This is a genomic window from Actinokineospora sp. NPDC004072 (assembly GCF_053604195.1).
This window is the reverse complement of record NZ_JBSGHB010000013.1, coordinates 197,715-214,114: the sequence shown is the minus strand read 5'-3', so window position 1 is coordinate 214,114 and position 16,400 is coordinate 197,715. Positions and strand designations below refer to the sequence as shown.

17 protein-coding genes are annotated in these 16,400 nt (G+C 74.1%); 6 read left to right on the top strand and 11 right to left on the bottom strand.

The genetic code is table 11. The annotated features are described in order from the left end of the window. The first annotated feature begins 65 nt into the window (after positions 1–65). Positions 66–1,601, top strand: coding sequence for an amidase (locus ACWEPX_RS21535; protein ID WP_451898994.1), 1,536 nt, complete (start codon positions 66–68; stop codon positions 1,599–1,601). On the opposite strand, the gene ACWEPX_RS21530 is transcribed toward ACWEPX_RS21535, so the two are convergent. Then, on the bottom strand, positions 1,598–1,741 hold the full coding sequence (locus ACWEPX_RS21530; protein ID WP_451898993.1) for a hypothetical protein: 144 nt from the start codon (positions 1,739–1,741) through the stop codon (positions 1,598–1,600). The two genes, ACWEPX_RS21535 and ACWEPX_RS21530, sit on opposite strands and share 4 nt — an antisense overlap. A 154-nt stretch (positions 1,742–1,895) precedes the next feature. Here ACWEPX_RS21530 and ACWEPX_RS21525 point away from each other — a divergent pair, with 154 nt between their 5' ends. Together ACWEPX_RS21525 and ACWEPX_RS21520 are read left to right on the top strand one after the other, a co-directional pair. Then, positions 1,896–2,447: a carboxymuconolactone decarboxylase family protein gene (locus ACWEPX_RS21525; RefSeq protein WP_451898992.1), complete on the top strand. Its 552-nt coding sequence runs from the start codon at positions 1,896–1,898 to the stop codon at positions 2,445–2,447. Beyond that, positions 2,444–2,767, top strand: coding sequence for a hypothetical protein (locus ACWEPX_RS21520; RefSeq protein ID WP_451898991.1), 324 nt, complete (start codon positions 2,444–2,446; stop codon positions 2,765–2,767). The genes ACWEPX_RS21525 and ACWEPX_RS21520 overlap by 4 nt, the downstream gene beginning before the upstream one ends. 4 nt (positions 2,768–2,771) lie before the next feature. On the opposite strand, the gene ACWEPX_RS21515 is transcribed toward ACWEPX_RS21520, so the two are convergent. Beyond that, on the bottom strand, positions 2,772–3,260 hold the full coding sequence (locus ACWEPX_RS21515; RefSeq protein ID WP_451898990.1) for a beta-class carbonic anhydrase: 489 nt from the start codon (positions 3,258–3,260) through the stop codon (positions 2,772–2,774). A gap of 67 nt (positions 3,261–3,327) precedes the next feature. Then, a complete protein-coding gene (locus tag ACWEPX_RS21510) occupies positions 3,328–3,906 on the bottom strand; it encodes a TetR/AcrR family transcriptional regulator (RefSeq protein WP_451898989.1) in 579 nt (192 codons plus the stop codon). A 77-nt stretch (positions 3,907–3,983) separates the two neighbouring features. Here ACWEPX_RS21510 and ACWEPX_RS21505 point away from each other — a divergent pair, with 77 nt between their 5' ends. Together ACWEPX_RS21505 and ACWEPX_RS21500 are read left to right on the top strand one after the other, a co-directional pair. After that, positions 3,984–4,298, top strand: a complete 315-nt coding sequence (locus ACWEPX_RS21505) for a DMT family transporter (RefSeq protein ID WP_451898988.1) — start codon at positions 3,984–3,986, stop codon at positions 4,296–4,298. Beyond that, entirely contained in the window at positions 4,298–4,645 is a 348-nt protein-coding gene (locus tag ACWEPX_RS21500) for a DMT family transporter (protein ID WP_451898987.1), read from the top strand. The genes ACWEPX_RS21505 and ACWEPX_RS21500 overlap by 1 nt, the downstream gene beginning before the upstream one ends. 877 nt (positions 4,646–5,522) lie before the next feature. Here the strand turns inward: ACWEPX_RS21500 and ACWEPX_RS21495 are convergent. From ACWEPX_RS21495 to ACWEPX_RS21485, 3 genes are read right to left on the bottom strand one after another with little or no spacing between them, the layout of a single operon-like run. Beyond that, entirely contained in the window at positions 5,523–6,929 is a 1,407-nt protein-coding gene (locus ACWEPX_RS21495; protein ID WP_451898986.1) for a sensor histidine kinase, read from the bottom strand. Continuing rightward, complete coding sequence (locus ACWEPX_RS21490; protein WP_451898985.1) at positions 6,926–7,612, bottom strand: response regulator; 687 nt, start codon at positions 7,610–7,612, stop codon at positions 6,926–6,928. Before ACWEPX_RS21490 ends, ACWEPX_RS21495 begins: the two co-directional genes overlap by 4 nt. A 38-nt stretch (positions 7,613–7,650) precedes the next feature. Next, positions 7,651–8,205, bottom strand: a complete 555-nt coding sequence (locus tag ACWEPX_RS21485) for a D-alanyl-D-alanine carboxypeptidase family protein (RefSeq protein ID WP_451898984.1) — start codon at positions 8,203–8,205, stop codon at positions 7,651–7,653. Positions 8,206–8,391: 186 nt separating this feature from the next. Here ACWEPX_RS21485 and ACWEPX_RS21480 point away from each other — a divergent pair, with 186 nt between their 5' ends. Next, a complete protein-coding gene (locus ACWEPX_RS21480) occupies positions 8,392–10,134 on the top strand; it encodes a hypothetical protein (protein WP_451898983.1) in 1,743 nt (580 codons plus the stop codon). Here ACWEPX_RS21480 and ACWEPX_RS21475 read toward each other — a convergent pair. From ACWEPX_RS21475 to ACWEPX_RS21455, 5 genes are read right to left on the bottom strand one after another with little or no spacing between them, the layout of a single operon-like run. Next, on the bottom strand, positions 10,100–11,542 hold the full coding sequence (locus tag ACWEPX_RS21475; protein ID WP_451898982.1) for a phytoene desaturase family protein: 1,443 nt from the start codon (positions 11,540–11,542) through the stop codon (positions 10,100–10,102). The genes ACWEPX_RS21480 and ACWEPX_RS21475 overlap by 35 nt on opposite strands. A gap of 3 nt (positions 11,543–11,545) precedes the next feature. Further along, complete coding sequence (locus tag ACWEPX_RS21470; RefSeq protein WP_451898981.1) at positions 11,546–13,267, bottom strand: ABC transporter ATP-binding protein; 1,722 nt, start codon at positions 13,265–13,267, stop codon at positions 11,546–11,548. After that, entirely contained in the window at positions 13,260–14,015 is a 756-nt protein-coding gene (locus ACWEPX_RS21465) for a class I SAM-dependent methyltransferase (protein WP_451898980.1), read from the bottom strand. The genes ACWEPX_RS21470 and ACWEPX_RS21465 overlap by 8 nt, the downstream gene beginning before the upstream one ends. Next, positions 14,012–14,563 carry a hypothetical protein gene (locus ACWEPX_RS21460; protein ID WP_451898979.1) on the bottom strand — a complete coding sequence of 184 codons (552 nt, stop codon included), beginning with the start codon at positions 14,561–14,563 and terminating at the stop codon, positions 14,012–14,014. Before ACWEPX_RS21460 ends, ACWEPX_RS21465 begins: the two co-directional genes overlap by 4 nt. Next, entirely contained in the window at positions 14,544–16,361 is a 1,818-nt protein-coding gene (locus tag ACWEPX_RS21455) for an alpha/beta fold hydrolase (protein WP_451898978.1), read from the bottom strand. Before ACWEPX_RS21455 ends, ACWEPX_RS21460 begins: the two co-directional genes overlap by 20 nt. Between the last annotated feature and the right edge of the window lie 39 nt (positions 16,362–16,400).

Sequence of the window (16,400 nt, the reverse complement as noted above, 5' to 3'; positions counted from 1 at the left end):
GGGAGGCCGGGATGGGCGGACGGCGGGTGTTGGGACTCGTGGCGAGTGCGCTCTGCCTGGCGGGGATGGAGGTTCCCGCCCACGCCGACGGCCGGGGTGATCAGGTCGCGCGGTGGGTGGTCGAGCTTGATGCCGGAGGGTTGGGGCGGCTGCTGGCCAGCGGGCGGGTCAGCTCGGTGGAGTTGGTGAAGGCGTACCTGGCGCGCATCGACGCCTACGAGCAGGCGTACGGCGACCAGCCCGGTGTCAACGCGGTGATCCGCGAGGACCCCACCGCCATCGCCGATGCCGCGCGGATGGATGCCGAGCGGCGGCGCGGGCACGTGCGCGGGCCGCTGCACGGCGTGCCCGTGCTGATCAAGGACAACTACGACACCGCCGACCTGCCGACCACCAACGGCTCCCTCGCCCTGCGGCGCTGGTGGGCGCCCGATGACGCCGAGCAGGTCGCGCGGCTGCGGGCGGCGGGCGCGGTCGTGGTCGCCAAGATGAACCTGCACGAGTTCGCCTCCGGGATCGAGACCGTCAGCTCGCTCGGCGGGCAGACCCGCAACCCCTACGACCAGAGCCGCCACCCCGGCGGCTCCAGCGGCGGCACGGCCGCGGGGATCGCGGCCGGGTTCGGCGCGGTCGGCCTCGGGTCGGACACCTGCGGATCGATCCGCAACCCCGCGGCGCACAACGGCCTCGTCGGGCTGCGGCCGACGCAGGGGCTCTCCAGCCGCGACGGCATCGCGCCCCTGTCGGACACCCAGGACGTGGGCGGACCGATCGCCAAGTCGGTCGCCGATGTCGCGCTGGTGCTCGACGCCACCGCGGGCTACGACCCGAAGGACCCGTCCACCGCCGCATCCATCGGCCGCATTCCCGCGACCTACACCGCCGCGCTGGACGACACCGCCCTCACCGGCGCCCGCATCGGCGTGCTCATCGACTACCTCGGCACATCACCGGTGACGACGGCGCTGATCCGCGCAGCAGCGGCGGACATGGCAGGGCAAGGCGCGACCGTCGTGGACCTGCCCGCCCAGCCCGCGCTGATGGCGGCCGTCGGCGCGTCCAGCGTCTACGCCGACGAGTTCGAGCGCGACCTCAACCGCTACCTCGCCGCGCCGGGCTCGCGCTTCCCCCGCCCGCTGGCGCGGCTGGAGCCCCCGGCCGACGTGGTGACGCTGGCCGACATCATCGCCAGCGGCCAGGTCGAGCCGGTCGTGATGGAGCGGATCAAGAGCAGGCGCGGGCGGCTGAGCGGGCCGCTGGACGAGTACCACGAGCGGCTGGCGCAGCGGGCCCGGGCGCAGCAGCTGCTAGGCGCGCTGCTGGCGGACAACGACCTCGACGCCCTCATCTACCCGACGGTCCAGCACCAGGCCGCGCGGATCGGGCAGCCGCAGCCGGGCGGCAGCACATGCGCCCTCGCGGCGAACACCGGGTTTCCGGCCCTCTCGGTCCCCGCGGGCTTCACCCCGGACGGGCTGCCCATCGGCGTGGAGCTGCTGGGCGCCCCGTTCAGCGAACCGGCGCTGCTGGGCCTGGGCCACGACTACGAGCAGGCGACCCACCACCGCAGGCCGCCTGCCAGCACACCGCCGCTGCGCTAGGGGGCGCTGCTCTCGGACTTGTCGGGCACGACGCCCCCCGTCGGCTCGGACGGGCCGGCGGAGCTGCCGGGCGTCCAGTCCGGGCCCAGGCGCGTGCGGCGCGGGTTGGCCACGCCTCGTCCGACGTCGATGCTGCTCATCATGCCTCCAGCGGGTATGTCCACCTCATGGTTACCGGCGCCGGGCGGTGGTCAAACGGTGAGGTGCGCCACCGCAGCACGAGGGGAGTTGTCCGGCCTGGGCCGTCGTCGCCAGGGTGTGACCAAGCCCCCTGACGAACGGAGCGGACCCCCGATGGCCCACATCGATCTGGGCGTGGACGAGAACACCTTCCCCGGCATCAACGGACCCATGCGGTTCCGTCCGGAGACGGCCAAGCCGCTTGAGGAGCTCGCCGAGGTCCTGCTGCGCCGCGAGCCGCACCCGCTGACCCCGGGCGAGCGCGAGCTGATCGCCACCTACGTCTCCGGCCGCAACGAGTGCACCTTCTGCTGCTCCTCCCACGCCGCCTTCGCCGCCGCCCAGCTCGACGAGGGCATGGCGCTGGTCGACCAGGTCCGCGCCGACCTCGACACCGCCCCGGTCTCGGCGAAGCTGCGCGCGCTGCTGCGCATCGCGGGCGCGGTGCAGGAGAGCGGCCGCAAGGTGACCACCGAGCTGGTCGAGGCCGCCCGCGCGGAGGGGGCGACCGACCTGGAGATCCACGACACCGTGCTCATCGCGGCGGCGTTCTGCATGTACAACCGCTACGTCGACGGCCTGGGCACCTTCGCCCCCCAGGACCCCGAGCGCTACGCGCAGGCGGCCGCGCGCATCGTCGAGCACGGCTACCTGGGCCTGGGGTGAGCGCGGTGCACTTCCACATCACCGCGGACGGCGTGGACCTGGTGGACCCCGAGGACGTCCGCGCATTCCACGCCGTCCGCGCTCCCGGCCTCACCGACGCCGAGTTCGCCGCTGCCACCCGCGGCGCTGGCCTCGGTGAACCGCTGCCCGGCGGCACCCACCTCATGGTCCCGGTCGAGACCATCCGCGCGCTGGCCGCGGGTCGCGTCGGCCCGACCTGGGCCGACGACCTCGCCGGGATGATCGCCTACGCCACGCGCAAGGGCTGGACCGACGAGTCGGGCAGCCGCATCCGCGCCCACGTGGAGCAGGCGGGCTGACCCCTCACACCACCTCGGTCAGCGCCCCGGTCGCCACGTCGAAGACGAACCCGCGGACGCTGTCCTTGCGCGGGATGAACGGGCTGGTCAGGATGCGCTGGAGCGACTGGCGGACGTCGGCCTCGATGTCGGTGAACGACTCCGCGGCCCACGCGGGCTTGATGCCGGTCTCCCGCTCGATCTCGGTGCGGAAGGCGTCGTCGGTGAAGGTGAGCATGCCGCAGTCGGTGTGGTGGATGAGGATGATCTCCTCGGTGCCCAGCAGCCGCTGGCTGATCGCCAGCGAGCGGATCTCGTCCTCGGTCACCACGCCCCCGGCGTTGCGGATGACGTGCGCGTCCCCCTCCTTCAGCCCGAGGGCGGCGTAGACGTTGATCCGCGCGTCCATGCACGCCACGACCGCCAGCCGCCGCGCGGGCGGCAGCGGCAGGGGCCCGGCGAACCCCTCGGCGTAGCGGGTGTTGTTGACCAGCAGTTCATCGGTGACCGTCATTGGCGACCTCCACGTCCCGGTGGAGCACCAGTTGATCGCTGCCCGCCCGCCAGGGCAAACCATTCCGCTATATGGGATGGCTTTCCATCGTCCGTTCGAGGTGGCCGTCCAAGACCCGAACGGCCCAGTCGACGGACTCCCCGTGGGTCCGGCGGACCAGGTGCAGGGCGAGGCCGTCCACCAAGGCGTGCAGGTGGTCGACGGTTAACTCGTCCCTGCGACCGAGAGTGTTCGCGGCCTGCACGCAGACATCCCGAACAACCGAGTTCACCGCGTCGAAGGGCGCGCGCAGGGCGGGGTCGGTCATCGCGGCCGTGCCCAGGGCCAGGAGGACCTCCATCTCCGTGCGCCTGCCGTCGTCCAGGGGGAGCAGCTCCATCAGCGCCGCCCTGGCCCACTGCCGCGCGCCGAGCTCGCCAGGGATCGCGGCGACGCGCTCGCGGAGGCGCTCGATGACGGCCTCGACGGCGCGTTCGCGCACGCTGGCCTGGGTGGGGAAGGTGTAGCGCAGCGAACTGGGCGCCAGCCCCGCCTCGGCGGCGATGTTGCGCACCGACAGCGCGGCCAGGCCGTCCCGGGTCAGCACCCGCCACACCGCGTCGACCACCACCCGGTCGCGCTCCTCGGCGTCCAACCTCCTGGGCACTCCCCCATTCTCGCACAGTCGTACGAGAAGGCGTAGCCTTGTAGTCGCACAGTCGTACGAAGAAGCGGGGTACGCACATGGCCTGGGCGGTGCTGATCGCCTCCGGAGCGCTCGAAGCGGTGTGGGCCACCGCGCTGGGCGCCTCCCAGAACTTCCGCAAGAAGGGCCCCACGGCGGTCTTCGCCGTGGCGATGGTCCTGAGCATGGTCGGCTTGGCCTACGCGATGAACGAGCTGCCCACCGGCACCGCGTACGCGGTGTGGGTCGGCATCGGCGTGGTGCTCACCGCCATCATCGCCGTCGCCCGCGGCCAGGAGCGCCTGAGCCTGGCCCGCGCCGGGCTGCTGGTCGTCCTGATCGGCTGCGTCGTCGGCCTGAAGGCGGTGGGCTGATGCCGTGGCTGATCCTGATGGCCAGCGCCCTGCTGGAGGCGGTGTGGGCCACCGCCCTCGGCCACAGCAACGGCCTCACCGAACTCCTCCCCACGATCGTCTTCGCGGTCGCGTTGACGCTGAGCATGGCGGGGCTGGGGTACGCGGCCAACCACATCCCCATCAGCACCGCGTATGCGGTCTGGACGGGCACCGGCGCGGCGTTGACCGTGGCATGGGCGATCCTCACCGGGGAGGAAGCCGCAACAGCCCTCCGCCTCCTGTTCCTAGCAGGCATCATCGGCGCCGTGGTCGGCCTCAAACTCCTCAAACCACCAACCGACGAGCCTCAACACGGCGGCGCGTAGTCGGTGTTGACCACCCAGCGCTCCCACTGCTCCCGGGTTATCGGCGCCTCCGCCCACTCGCACACCCTTCGAGCGATGCGCTCCAGATCGAGGTCCCAGTAGTGGACCGTCGAGGGACCGTGCGGGAGTCGGCGGTGAAGACGGCGTCCTCGACCACGCCTGAGTGCCCAGGCAGCTCGCGGGGCCGTCGGGTCGGTGCTGTCCCAGAGCCGGGCGATCCCCGCGTCCCCGGTCCCAGTCGTCACCATGCGCTTCCCGTCCGGGTTGATCTGCGCCCGCAGGACGTCCCGGGGATGCACCTTGCTGGTTGGCAGCCGGGGTCGGATCCCGCTGCCGCCACCGGGTCATGGCCTGCCGCAGCCCGCTGTCCCACCGGCCGGGATGCCGCGGGGGGTGCGGATGTGCCTTCAGTGTGGGTCTAAGTGGTGTTCGTGGTTGCGGCCGGGTCGGTGATGGCTGGCGTTGACGCGGTGGGCTGGATCGCTGCGGGCGCACGGCTTTGGGCTGGGGCTGGGTGGTCTCGCCGCGGGGGCGGCGTCAGCAAGCGAAGTCCAGGGGCGTCGGTCGAGGGTGGGTGAGTGGTGGTTGGCGGGTGCGGCCGTGATCGGTGGGGTGGGGTTTGGTGGGTGCGTAGTCGGTCGAGTGGATTGGTGAGCGCGGGCGCGGTCGGTGAGTGGGTTCGGCGGGTGCGGCCGCGATCGGTGGAGTGGATTGGTAGGTGCGGCCGTGATCGGTGGAGTGGATTGGTAGGTGCGGGCGTGGGCGGTGGAGTGGATTGGTGGGTGCGGGCGTGGGCGGCGGGGTGGGTTGGTGGGTGCGGGCGTGGGCGGTGGAGTGGGGGGTCGGTGGGGTGAGGGGTGGTGGAGGGCGGGGTGGGTCAGGTGGGGGTGCCTCGGGGGATGGTGAGGACGAAGGTGGAGCCGCCGGTGGCGTGGAGGGTGCCGTGGTGGAGGGCGGCGTTTTCGCGGGCTATGGCCAGGCCCAGGCCGCTGCCTTCGGAGCTGGTTCGGGCGGGGTCGCCGCGGACGAAGCGGTCGAAGGCGTAGGGGAGGAGGGTGGGGGGTAGGCCGGGGCCTGCGTCGGTGACGGTGGTGGTGACGTGGGTGGGGGAATCGCCGTTGATGGTGACGGTGATGGGTGGGGCGCCGTGGCGGGCGGCGTTGGAGAGGAGGTTGCGCATGATCGTGTGGAGGCGGCGGGGGTCGCCGATGACGGTGGGGTTGCCGGAGGTGGTGATGGTGACCGGCTGGCCGGGGGCGGCGAGGGCGGCGGCGTCGGCGGTGAGGGCGGGGAGGTCGACGGGTTCGGGGCGCAGGTCGGCTCCGCCCGCGTCCAGGATGGACATCTCCAGCAGGTCGTCGACCAAGGTGCTGAGCCTGCGGGCCTGGGCGGTGACCAGCTGCGCCGAGCGCTCGCGGTCGGCCGGGTCGGTGCTGTCGAGGCTCTCGGCGGCGGCCAGCATCGAGGCCAGCGGGGTGCGCAGGTCGTGGGCGACGTCGGCGATGAAGCGGCGCTGCTGGCGCTCCTTGGCCCGCAGCGCGGCGATGGAATCGCCCAGCCGCGCGGCCATACTGTTGAAGGAGCCCGCCAGATCGGCCAGCTCATCCCGCCCCCGCACCGGCACCCGCACGTCCAGCTCGCCCTCGCCGAAGCGGCGCGCCGCCGACGCCGCGATCCGGACCGGGCGCTGCACCAGCCCCGCGGCCAGCACGCCGAGCAGCGCGGCCGCCGCGGACACCACCGCGGCGACGACGATCAGCCGCGAGCGCAGCCAGGCCAGCTCCTGGTCGATCTTGTCGCGGTTGTAGAACTCCACCAGAACGATGTCCGGGAACACCGACCCCGCCACCGCGTACCACGCGCGCGAGCCGTCGTTGGAGGTGTAGGTGAGCGTGTTGATGCCCTGCCCGACCGCATCGATCTCGCCGATCCGCAGGTCCTCCGGATGCCCCGGCGAGCCCGCCGCGGCGGTGTACCAGATGCCGTCCACCGTCGTGGTGTCGCGCAGGTCCACCACCGCCCACTCGACGCCGAGGCGCCCGGCCATGAAGTCGGCGACCCGCTTGACCCGCGGCGCGCCGGGCGCACCCGGCAGGTCGGGCGCGGCGTTGTGCTTGGCGGCCTGCTGGGCGTCGGAGCGGAAGCCCGCGAGGGCGGAGGCGGCGAAGCGGTCCCACGCCGGGCCGGACTGCATGCGGTAGGAGAACGCCGAGACCGCGATCGAGGCCGCCACGGTGATCAGCATGACCGTCACCGCGATGCTCGCCCGCAGGCCCAGCCTCACGGCTTGACCAGCCGGTACCCCAAGCCGCGCGCGGTGCGCAGCAGGGTGGGGTTGGCCGGGTCCGGCTCGATCTTGGCGCGCAGCCGGGCCACCGCGGCGTCGACCAGCCGGGAGTCGCCGGAGTAGCCGTAGTCCCAGACGTTGCGCAGCAGGGTCTGCCTGCTGAGCACCTGGCCGGGGTGGTCGGCGAACTCGATGAGCAGGCGCAGCTCGGTCGAGGTCAGGCCCAGCTCCACCCCGTCGCGGGTGACCAGCATCGCCGCCCGGTCGATCACCAGGTCGCCGACGCGGGTGACCGGGGACGGCGCGGGCGGGGCGGCGGCGCGGCGCAGGATCGTCTTCACCCGCGCGTCGAGCACCCGCGGCTCGGCGGGCTTGACCACGTAGTCGTCGGCCCCGCCCTCCAGCCCCACCACCACGTCCACCGGGTCGCCGCGCGCGGTCAGCAGCACGACCGGGACGGTGGCGCGGGCGCGGATGCGCCTGCACACCTCGAACCCGTCGATGCCGGGCAGCATGACGTCGAGCAGCACCAGATCGACGGGCAGCGCGGCGTCGAACAGCTCGGCCAGCGCCTGCTCCCCCGACCCGGCCACCGCGATGTCGTGGCCGAGGCCGCGCAGCGCGCGGGCGAGGGCTTCAGCGAGCACTGCGTCGTCCTCGACCAGGAGGAGTCGGGGCACCGGTGCTCCCTGCCGTTGAGTGGGTTGACCTGGACATATTAACCACCGCTTGAGCAGGGTCGACCGCTGCGCGCCGCCCCCGGATGGGGCAGCCGGGGCGGCGGCGGCCCGGCGGTGGCCGGGTGATGCTCGAAGTGCCACCACTCGTTGTCGTAGGTGCGGTAGAGGCCGTACCGGCCGCCGTTCACCTCCAGCCAGCGGGCGCCCTCCACCGGCCGCACGTCCAACGCCGTGCCCGCCACGTGCCGGGACTCCTCCGGCGGCAGCACGCGCAGCCGGGCGGCCGCCACCGACCCCGCGCGCCGCACCTCGGCGGTGAAGAGCCGGTGCTGCTCCCCTGCGTCCCGGTGCCCGGAGGTGAGCCCGATGAGCACCCCGTCGCGCCAGAACGCCTCGGCCCGCGCCGCGGCGAAGGCCGCCCGCGCGCCCGGGGCCAGCCCGGTCAGCGACTCCCGGGGGAACCGCACGGCTAAAGCCCACTGGCAGGCCCGGCCGCGGGCCCCGCCCGGGCCGACCGCCCAGGCGACGGGCAGCAGAACGATGGCGATGACGATGGTGGCGACGTGGAGGAGCCGCTCTCGCAAGATCCGCATGGGACCACCGTGCCCGCGCACTGTGCGACCCCATCCGCAGCCTTGTGACACTGCTTCGATGAAGTGTGACGAAACCGCACGGCGTGCGGACCTGAAGCGATTTGTCGGGATTGGGTGGTCCACGGCGGGGCCGATGACCATAATGGCGGCCTCATGGCGACCGAACCGCTGATCAGAGACCGTCCCGTGGGCGCAGCGGCGCCCACCGGGCGGATGGTGAACCTCGTCGGCGGCCTGGGCACGGGCAAGACGTGGGCGGTCCGCGGACTCCCCGCCGACACCTATGTGGACCTGTCCGCCTTGCGTCGATTACCGCAGTGGACCGGGTCCGAACGGCTGATCGTCATCGACCACGTGGACAGCCCGGCCACGGCGAAGATCGCGCGCCACCTGGTCGACCAGACCCAGGCCGACGTCCTGCTGGTGAGCAGGCGACCGCTGCGTGCCCGCCCCGGCTGGCAGGACACCGGCCTGGCCGAGTCGCGCGCCAGACCGCTCGCCGACGAGCGCATCGACCAGATCGCCCTCGCCTCGGGGGTGACCGACCCCGCCGCCCGCGCCCTGGTGCGCACGCTGGCCGCGGGCGTCCCCCTGCTGGCCGTCGCCGCCTGCCAGGCGCTCGTCGCCGGGACCGACCCGACCCCCGGCCCGGTCGCCGACCACATCGCCGACGTCGTCCTCGACCGCCTCGGCACCGAGCTGCCGGGCACCCGCTGGCGGCACGCGCTGCGCCTGCTGGCCTGCGTGCGCGTCGGCGACGAGCACCTGCTGCGCGGCGGCCCTGACCTGTTCACCGCGGTCAGCGGGCTGAGCCTGGTCCGGCGCACCCGCCTCGGCCTGGCCGTCGACGAGCCGTACCGGGCGGTGCTGGAGGCGGCCTACCGCTGGCGCAGGCCCGCCGCCCACACCTCGACGCGCACCCGGGCCGCCGCCTACCGGCTCGACCAGCTCCGCTCGACCACCGACCCCGCCGAGGCCGTCGAGCTGACCGACCAGAGCCTGTTCCTCACCGACGAGCCGGTGCTGCGCAGCACGCTCTACCCGCCGGGCAGGCCCGACGTCCCGATCCGCCAAGCCGGGCCGGACGACGCCGAGGCGATCCTCGCCCTCAGCGCGCGGTGGGCGGCCAGCAGCGACTTCGACACCCGCCGCTGCCAGCGGCTCACCGAGCAGTGGCTGACCGACGAGATCACCGGGTTCTGCGTCGCCCTGGACGACGACGGCGGCATCGCGGGGATGATCCGGCTGGCCGACATCTCCGACACCACCCTGCCGGGCATCGAACCGGTGCTCCAGCAGCACACCGGCAAGCTCATCGGCGGCAAGCGGGCAGGCGGGCTGTTCCTGGGCGCGGCCTACTGCCCCGACCGGGCCATCCACGCCCAACTGCTGCGCCACATCCTCATGCGCGCCGTCGGGACCTCCCAGCTGATCGTGTCCACGGCCAACCCGACCTACCAGGCGCTCCTCGGCGCGCTGCGCTTCACCGCGCACGGTCCCACCCGCGACGACGTCTACCGCTGCGGCAAGCCGCCCGGGGTCTACAGCACCACCCAGTTCACCCGCGGCGCGCTGCCCGGCTGGCTGGTGGGGCTGGGCAAGCGCGACCAGGGGCTCACCGTGAACGACGTCGCCGACCTGATGGGCGCCTTCCACGACCCCGCCGCGCTGATGGCCCACCCGGCCGCGGCCCTGGGCGCGGGCGCAGCCGAGCTGCGCGAGCTGCTGCGGACGGCGGTGTCGGCGCTGGCCGACAGCCCGGTGCGGGCCACGGCGGAGGCCGGGCGCATCCTGCACGACTACTACATCGCGGGCCGCCGCGCCCGGCACGAGGTGATCGCCCACCGGCTGCACCTGAGCCGGGCCACGTACTTCCGCAGGCTGCGCCACGGCCTCACCCTGCTCCACGAGCTGCTGACCCGGGGGTGACGCCGAAGACCTCGCGCAGGGCGTGCCGGGCGGCGTGCCTGCCGCACATGCCGTGCACGCCGGGCCCGGGCGGCGTGGACGACGAGCACAGGTAGACGCCGCGCATCGGGGTGGCGTAGGGGTTCCAGCGCGGCACCGGCCGGAACACCGTCTGCCACACCGACAGCGCCCCCGCGGCGATGTCGCCGCCGACGTGGTTGGGGTTGTCCCGCGCGGACTCCGCGGCCGTGGTGACCCGGCTGGCCAGCACCAGGTCGCGGAACCCGGGGGCGAAGCGGGAGATCTGGGCCGTCACCGCCGGTTCGATGTCCACATCGGACCCCGCGGGCACGTGGGCGTAGGCGTAGAGGGTGTGCGCGCCTGCCGGGGCGCGGGAGGGGTCGACCACGCCGGGCTGGGCCACCAGGACGTACGGGCGCTCGGCGTGCCTGCCCGCGGCCACCGCCGCTTCCGCGGCGACGGCCTCGGCGCGGGTGCCGACCAGGTGCAGGGTGCCCGCGCGGGCGCAGTCCGGGTTGGACCAGGGAACCGGGCCGGACAGGGCGTAGTCGACCTTGGCCGCGCCCGGGCCGTAGCGGAAGCGGCGCAGGGCGCGGGCGTAGGCCGGGGGCCAGTCGGCCAGGTCCGCGACGGCGCGCGGGGCCAGGTCGAGCAGCACGGCCCGGGCGCGGGGCAGCTCGCCCAGGGCGGTGATCCGCGCGTCGGTGTGGATCTTCCCGCCGTTGGCGAGCAGGTCCGCCGCGAGGGCGTCGGCGATGGCCTGGCTGCCGCCCTCCGGGATGGGCCAGCCGACGGCGTGGCCCAGCGCGGCCAGCAGCAGGCCGACGCCCGCGGTGGCCAGCCGCCGCGGCGGGGTGACCGCGTGCGCGGCCACCCCGGTGATCAGGGCGGGCGCGACCTCCCCGGAGAACCGCGCGTTCCACAGCGGACTGCCCTGTTCGAGCATCCGCGCGCCGAAGCCGAGCGCGGCGACCAGATCGCCCGGCGGGGTGCGCAGGTCGGACATGGCCAGGTCGACCACGCCCCGCCACCGGCGGGCGAGCGGGCCCATGAGCCGCTGCCACGCCCGGCCGTCCACGCCGAGGCCGTCTGCGGTGCGGGCGAGGTCGTGCCAGGCCACGCCCGCCCGGCCGCCGTCGAGCGGGTGGGCGTAGGAGACCTCCGGCACCAGCATCCGCACCCCGTGCGCGGCGAGGTCGAAGTCGCGGAAGAACGGCGAGGCCAGGGCCATCGGGTGGACCGCGGAGCACACGTCGTGGCGGAAGCCCGGCAGCGTGGCCGCCGCGGTCCGCGCGCCGCCGCCGACGGTGGGCGCGGCCTCGAACACCTCGACCCGCAGCCCGGCGCGGGCCAGGGTGACCGCGGCGGCCAGCCCGTTGGGGCCGGACCCGACGACGATGGCGTCCACGGCTCAGCCGACCAGCTGCTCGGCGGCCAGCCGCGCGTACAGGCCGTCCTCGCGCACGAGGTCGCCGTGCGTGCCGCTGGCGCGCACCACGCCGTCGTGCAGCACCACGATCCGGGAGGCGGCCAGCACGGTGGAGAGCCGGTGGGCGACCACGATCACCGTCGTGCCCCTGGCCACCACGTCCTGCACCACCTCGCGCAGCGCCGCCTCGTTCACCGCGTCCAACTGGGACGTGGCCTCGTCGAGCATGAGCAGCCGGGGCCTGCGCAGCAGGCTGCGGGCGATCGCCACCCGCTGGCGCTCGCCGCCGGACAGCGACACCCCGCGGTGCAGGATGGGCGCGTCGAGGTCGCCGCCGAGCCGGGCCAGCAGGCCGTCCAGGCGGGTGGTGGCGATGATCTCCCGCAGGTCGTCGTCGGTGGCCGACGGCGCGGCGTAGGCGAGGTTCTCCCGCAGGGTGCCGCCCAGGACCGGGGTGTCCTGCTCGACGTAGCCGATCGCGGCGCGCAGCGCGGTGAGGTCCTGCTCGGCGACGTCGACGCCATCGACCAGCACACGCCCGGAATCGGGCTGGTAGAAGCGCTCGATCAGGCCCAGCAACGTCGTCTTGCCCGAGCCCGACGGGCCGACGACCGCAGTCAGCGCGCCCGGCTCGACCCGCAGGTCGACCCCCGACAGCGCGGGCTCGTCCCGGCCGGGGTAGGTGAAGGACACCGACTCGAACACGACCTCGGCCGGGCCGCCGGGCGGGGCGGGGGCGGCGGGCTTGATCTCCAGGGGCTCGGCGGGCAGCGCGGCCACCTCGCCGATGCGCCCGGCGGCCGCCCGCGCCGCCTGGAAGTACGCGCCCGCGTTGACCATCTGCATCAGCGGCGCGGTCAGGTAGGCGACGTAGAGCAGGAACGCGACCAGCGCCGAGACCGACATCGCGCCGCTGGCCACCCGGGCCCCGCCGACGCCGAGCACGACCAGGAACGCCACCTGGATGGCCAGCCCGGCCGCGGTGCCCGCCACCGAGCCCCAGGTGGCCAGCCGGATGCCCTGCCGGTAGGCGCGGGTGGCCGCCGCCTCGACCCGGCCCAGCTCGGCCGCCTCCGCCCCGGACGCCTTGACCGTGGTGAACGCGCCGAGCACGGGCTCGAACGCCGCGCCCAGCTCGCCGACGGACTGCTGCGCGCGCAGCGCCGAGCGGCGGATGACGGGCATGACCAGCATGATCAGCCCGCCCAGCACGACCACCACGGCCAGCGTGCAGATGAGCAGCACGATGTCGACGGTGCCCATCAGCGCCAGCGCGCCGACCAGCATGACCAGCCCGGTGAGCACCTGGATCACCGCCTGCCCGGCGACCTGGCGCAGCACCGCGGTGTCGGCGGCGACCCGGGACAGCAGGTCGCCGGGGGTCTGGGTGCGCATGGCCGGGACGGTCAGCCGCAGCACGTGCCGGACCAGGCCGACCCGGCCGCTGAGCGTGACCCCCTCGGCCGCGCGCAGGACGAGGAAGTCGCCGCCGCCGAGCAGCAGCGCGGCCACCACGACCAGCAGCGTCAGCTCCACCAGCGCACCGGCCAGCCCGGACCCGGCGCCCAGGGCCTCGATGACCGCCTTGGCCGCCAGGGGTTGCAGCAGCCCGAGCACGCTCGACGCGACGAGCAGCACCGCACCCGCGATCAGCCCGGCCCGGTGCTGGCGCAGGTGCTCGGCGAAGAACCGGGCCTCACGCATCGCGGGCTGCCCGGTACTCCGAGATCACCATCGATTCCACGCCGGTGAACGGCGCGCCCGACCAGTCGCCGTAGCGGCCAGCCAGCCGCAGCCCGGCGGCCTCGGCGTAGGCGTCGACCTCCTCGGGCGCGGTGAGCCTGCTCAGCTCCTGGGCGATGCGCGCGCGGCCGTCGTCGAACCAGATGTGGGCCAGGTGCCAGATCTGGTTCACGGTGTCCACTGTGGAGTAGGACAGCAGGCCGGTGTCGCGGCCGGGGTAGGGCACGAAGAACGAGTCGCGCGGCCTGCCCTGGTTCAGCGCCTCGGCGACGGCCGGGTTGTGCGTCTCGACCACCAGCGCGGCGCCGGGGGCCAGCCGCGCGGCGGCAGCCCGCACGGCCGCGGCCTGGTCGCCGGGGTCCAGCAGCATCGACAGCGTGCCGCACACGCAGTACACCAGGCCGTACTGGAGCTCGTCGGCGTAGTCGCGGATGTCGCCGTGCACCGCGGTGACCGGCAGCCCGGCTTCGGCGATGCGGGGGGTGAGGATGTCGAGCATCTCCGGGGAGGAGTCGACCCCGACCACCCCGCCGACGCGGGCCGACAGCGGCAGCGCGATCCGGCCGGTGCCCACGCCCAGCTCCAGGCTCGGCCCACCGACGTGGCGCCCGGCGAGGAAGTCGACGGCCTGCTCCACCGCGGGCCCGCCCGGGAACAGCTTGTCGTAGAAGGCGGCGAACTGCGCGCCGTAGCCGACGTCCTGGATCATGCGGGCACCTGGTTTCCGGTCAGCGGGACGAACGGGGAGACGAGCAGGTAGTCGGGGTCGGGCTCCTCGTCGTAGCCCGCGCTGCGGGCGATGACGAACTGGAAGCCCTTGGCCGTGGCGTGGTCGGTGCGCACGCGGCGCTCCACCGAGTCGACGACGATCTTGTAGGCGGCCGTGCCGGTGATCTTGGTCTCCGGCCGCCCGACGTACTGCAGCAGCTCGTGGCAGACGTCGAACAGCGCCTTGTCGCCGCGGCGGTCGGGGAACCACACCGCCTGCCGCCAGCGGCGCTCGGGGATCTCGGCGGTCAGCGTCCACGGCGAGGTCACCCCGTCCACGCCCAGCACGCGGTGCAGCACGTGCAGGTCGTGCTGGGCGGGCTCGGGGGCGAAGAAGCGCCAGTTGGCGATGCCGAGGCCGGTGACGTCGTACTCGCGGAAGCGGTCGAACATCGGGTGCGGGTGCTGGCTGGCGACGGTGATGCCGAACCAGGCGGCCAGGCCCGCGGTGATCGCGGTCGTCCAGCCGTCAGCCGACGGGAAGGGCACGGCTGTCCTCCTCTCGCAGGAAGTCGGTGATGAGGTCGGCGACCCGGCAAGCCCCGACGGGGTCGGTGAGCACCTCGTCGTGGTCGAACCCGGCGAGGGTGACCCGGCGCGAGCGCGGGTCGGTCGCGGCGAGCTCGTCGTGCAGCTCGGCGTGCACCGGATCGATCTCGACGGTGGTGCCCGCGCTGATCACCAGCATCGGCGCGCCGGGCGCGGGCAGCGGGCCGTCGAAGGCCGCGAAGTGCGCCTGGGTGGCCTTCCACTCGCGGGTGGCGGTCGACCACAGCCGCGCGTCGCGGTACTGCGCCAAGGCCAGCCCGCGCACCGACGTCGGCATCCGGTCGATCCAGGACGGCCGCTTCAGCAGCCAGCCCAGGCCCGCGCGCAGCGACGACGGCATGAGCGCGAACGCCTTGTCCAAGCTCTCCGCGCCGCGCTTCTGGGCGGGCGAGCGGCGCAGCTCGGCCGGGTGGCTGGAGTCCACCAGCACCAGGCCCGCCACCTGCCCGCCGAGGCGTTCGGCGGCGCGCATGGCCAGGTAGCCGCCGAGGGAGTGCCCGACGAACACGCAGCGGTCGCCGATCGCGCGCACGAGGTCGACCAGGTCGTCGACGGCGGTGTCCAGCTGGTAGTCCGCGCCGCCGCGGTAGCGGCTCGCGCCGTACCCGGCGCGGTTGTAGGTGACCACCTCGTGGGTCTGGGCGAGCTGGCCCGCGATCCACTCCCAGTGCTCGGCGGTGGAGGCAAGGCCGCTCTCGAAGACCAGCACGGGCTTGCCGGGGCTGGGAGTGCCCGTGCGGCGGTAGGACAGGACGTTGCCGGAGGAGGCGGTGATCGTCTGCTCGTCGCCGCGGCCCGCGGCGATGGCCTTGGCGCGGCGACGGGCGGCGACCTGGCCCGCGGCGAGCGCGCCGCCCAGCACCGCCAGGCACAGCCGCGGCATCGTGTCGTCGCGCCGCTGGGACGGGCCGCTGGTGTAGAGCACCGACGGGTAGGTCGACACGAACGCCCAGAAGAACCGGCCCAGGCCCATCACCCGGGCGTTGACCAGGTGGAACGCGCCCGCGGAGCCGAGGAACAGCGGCGCGAGCCTGCCCCGGAAGGCGTAGACCAGCGGGAAGGAGCACTCCATCGCCAGCACGCCGTGCGCGGTGAGCTTGGTCAGCCGGGGGTAGCGGCGCATGAGCGTCCACACGGCGCGGTCGCCGTAGGTGCGGGTGCGGGTGATGCCCGGGAGCGCGCGGCCGCTGCGCCAGGTCTCACTGGGCAGCTTGGCCCAGCCGGAGACGGTGTAGGACAGCACCGACTGCAGCGCGAGGAACCACATGCAGGCGTCCACCAGCTCGGGCTTGCGCTGCCCGGCGCGGGCCAGCGTGGCCACGGTCTGCACGAGGAAGGAGACCTGGTCGGCGCCGTCGGTGCCGTAGAGGTGGCGGGCGTAGAGCGCGACCTGCGAGGCGGCCAGCACGCCGTTGGCCGCGACCTTCGCCCCGCGCGGCAGCGGCGCCCACAGCGAGGCCGCGGCGACCACCCGCGCGATGTGGACGGCCTTGGTGACCCGCGGATCGGCCACCACGTCGAGCAGCTTCCCGTAGCCCGCCGAGCGCTCGTGGAAGGTCTGCCTGGTCACCGCCCAGTTGTTCGGCCCGCCCCAGTCCTTGAGGTTGCCGCGGGCGAGGTATTCGAGGCTGGACACCGCGTGCGTGACCGCGCCCAGCCGCTCGGTCAGCCCCACCGCGGTCGAGGCGTCCCGCACCGCGCGCAGACCCGGGCGCAGGAGCCTGGACAGTCGTCCCACCGTACTTTCGCCTTTCTGGTCGATCGGCGGGCCGGCGCG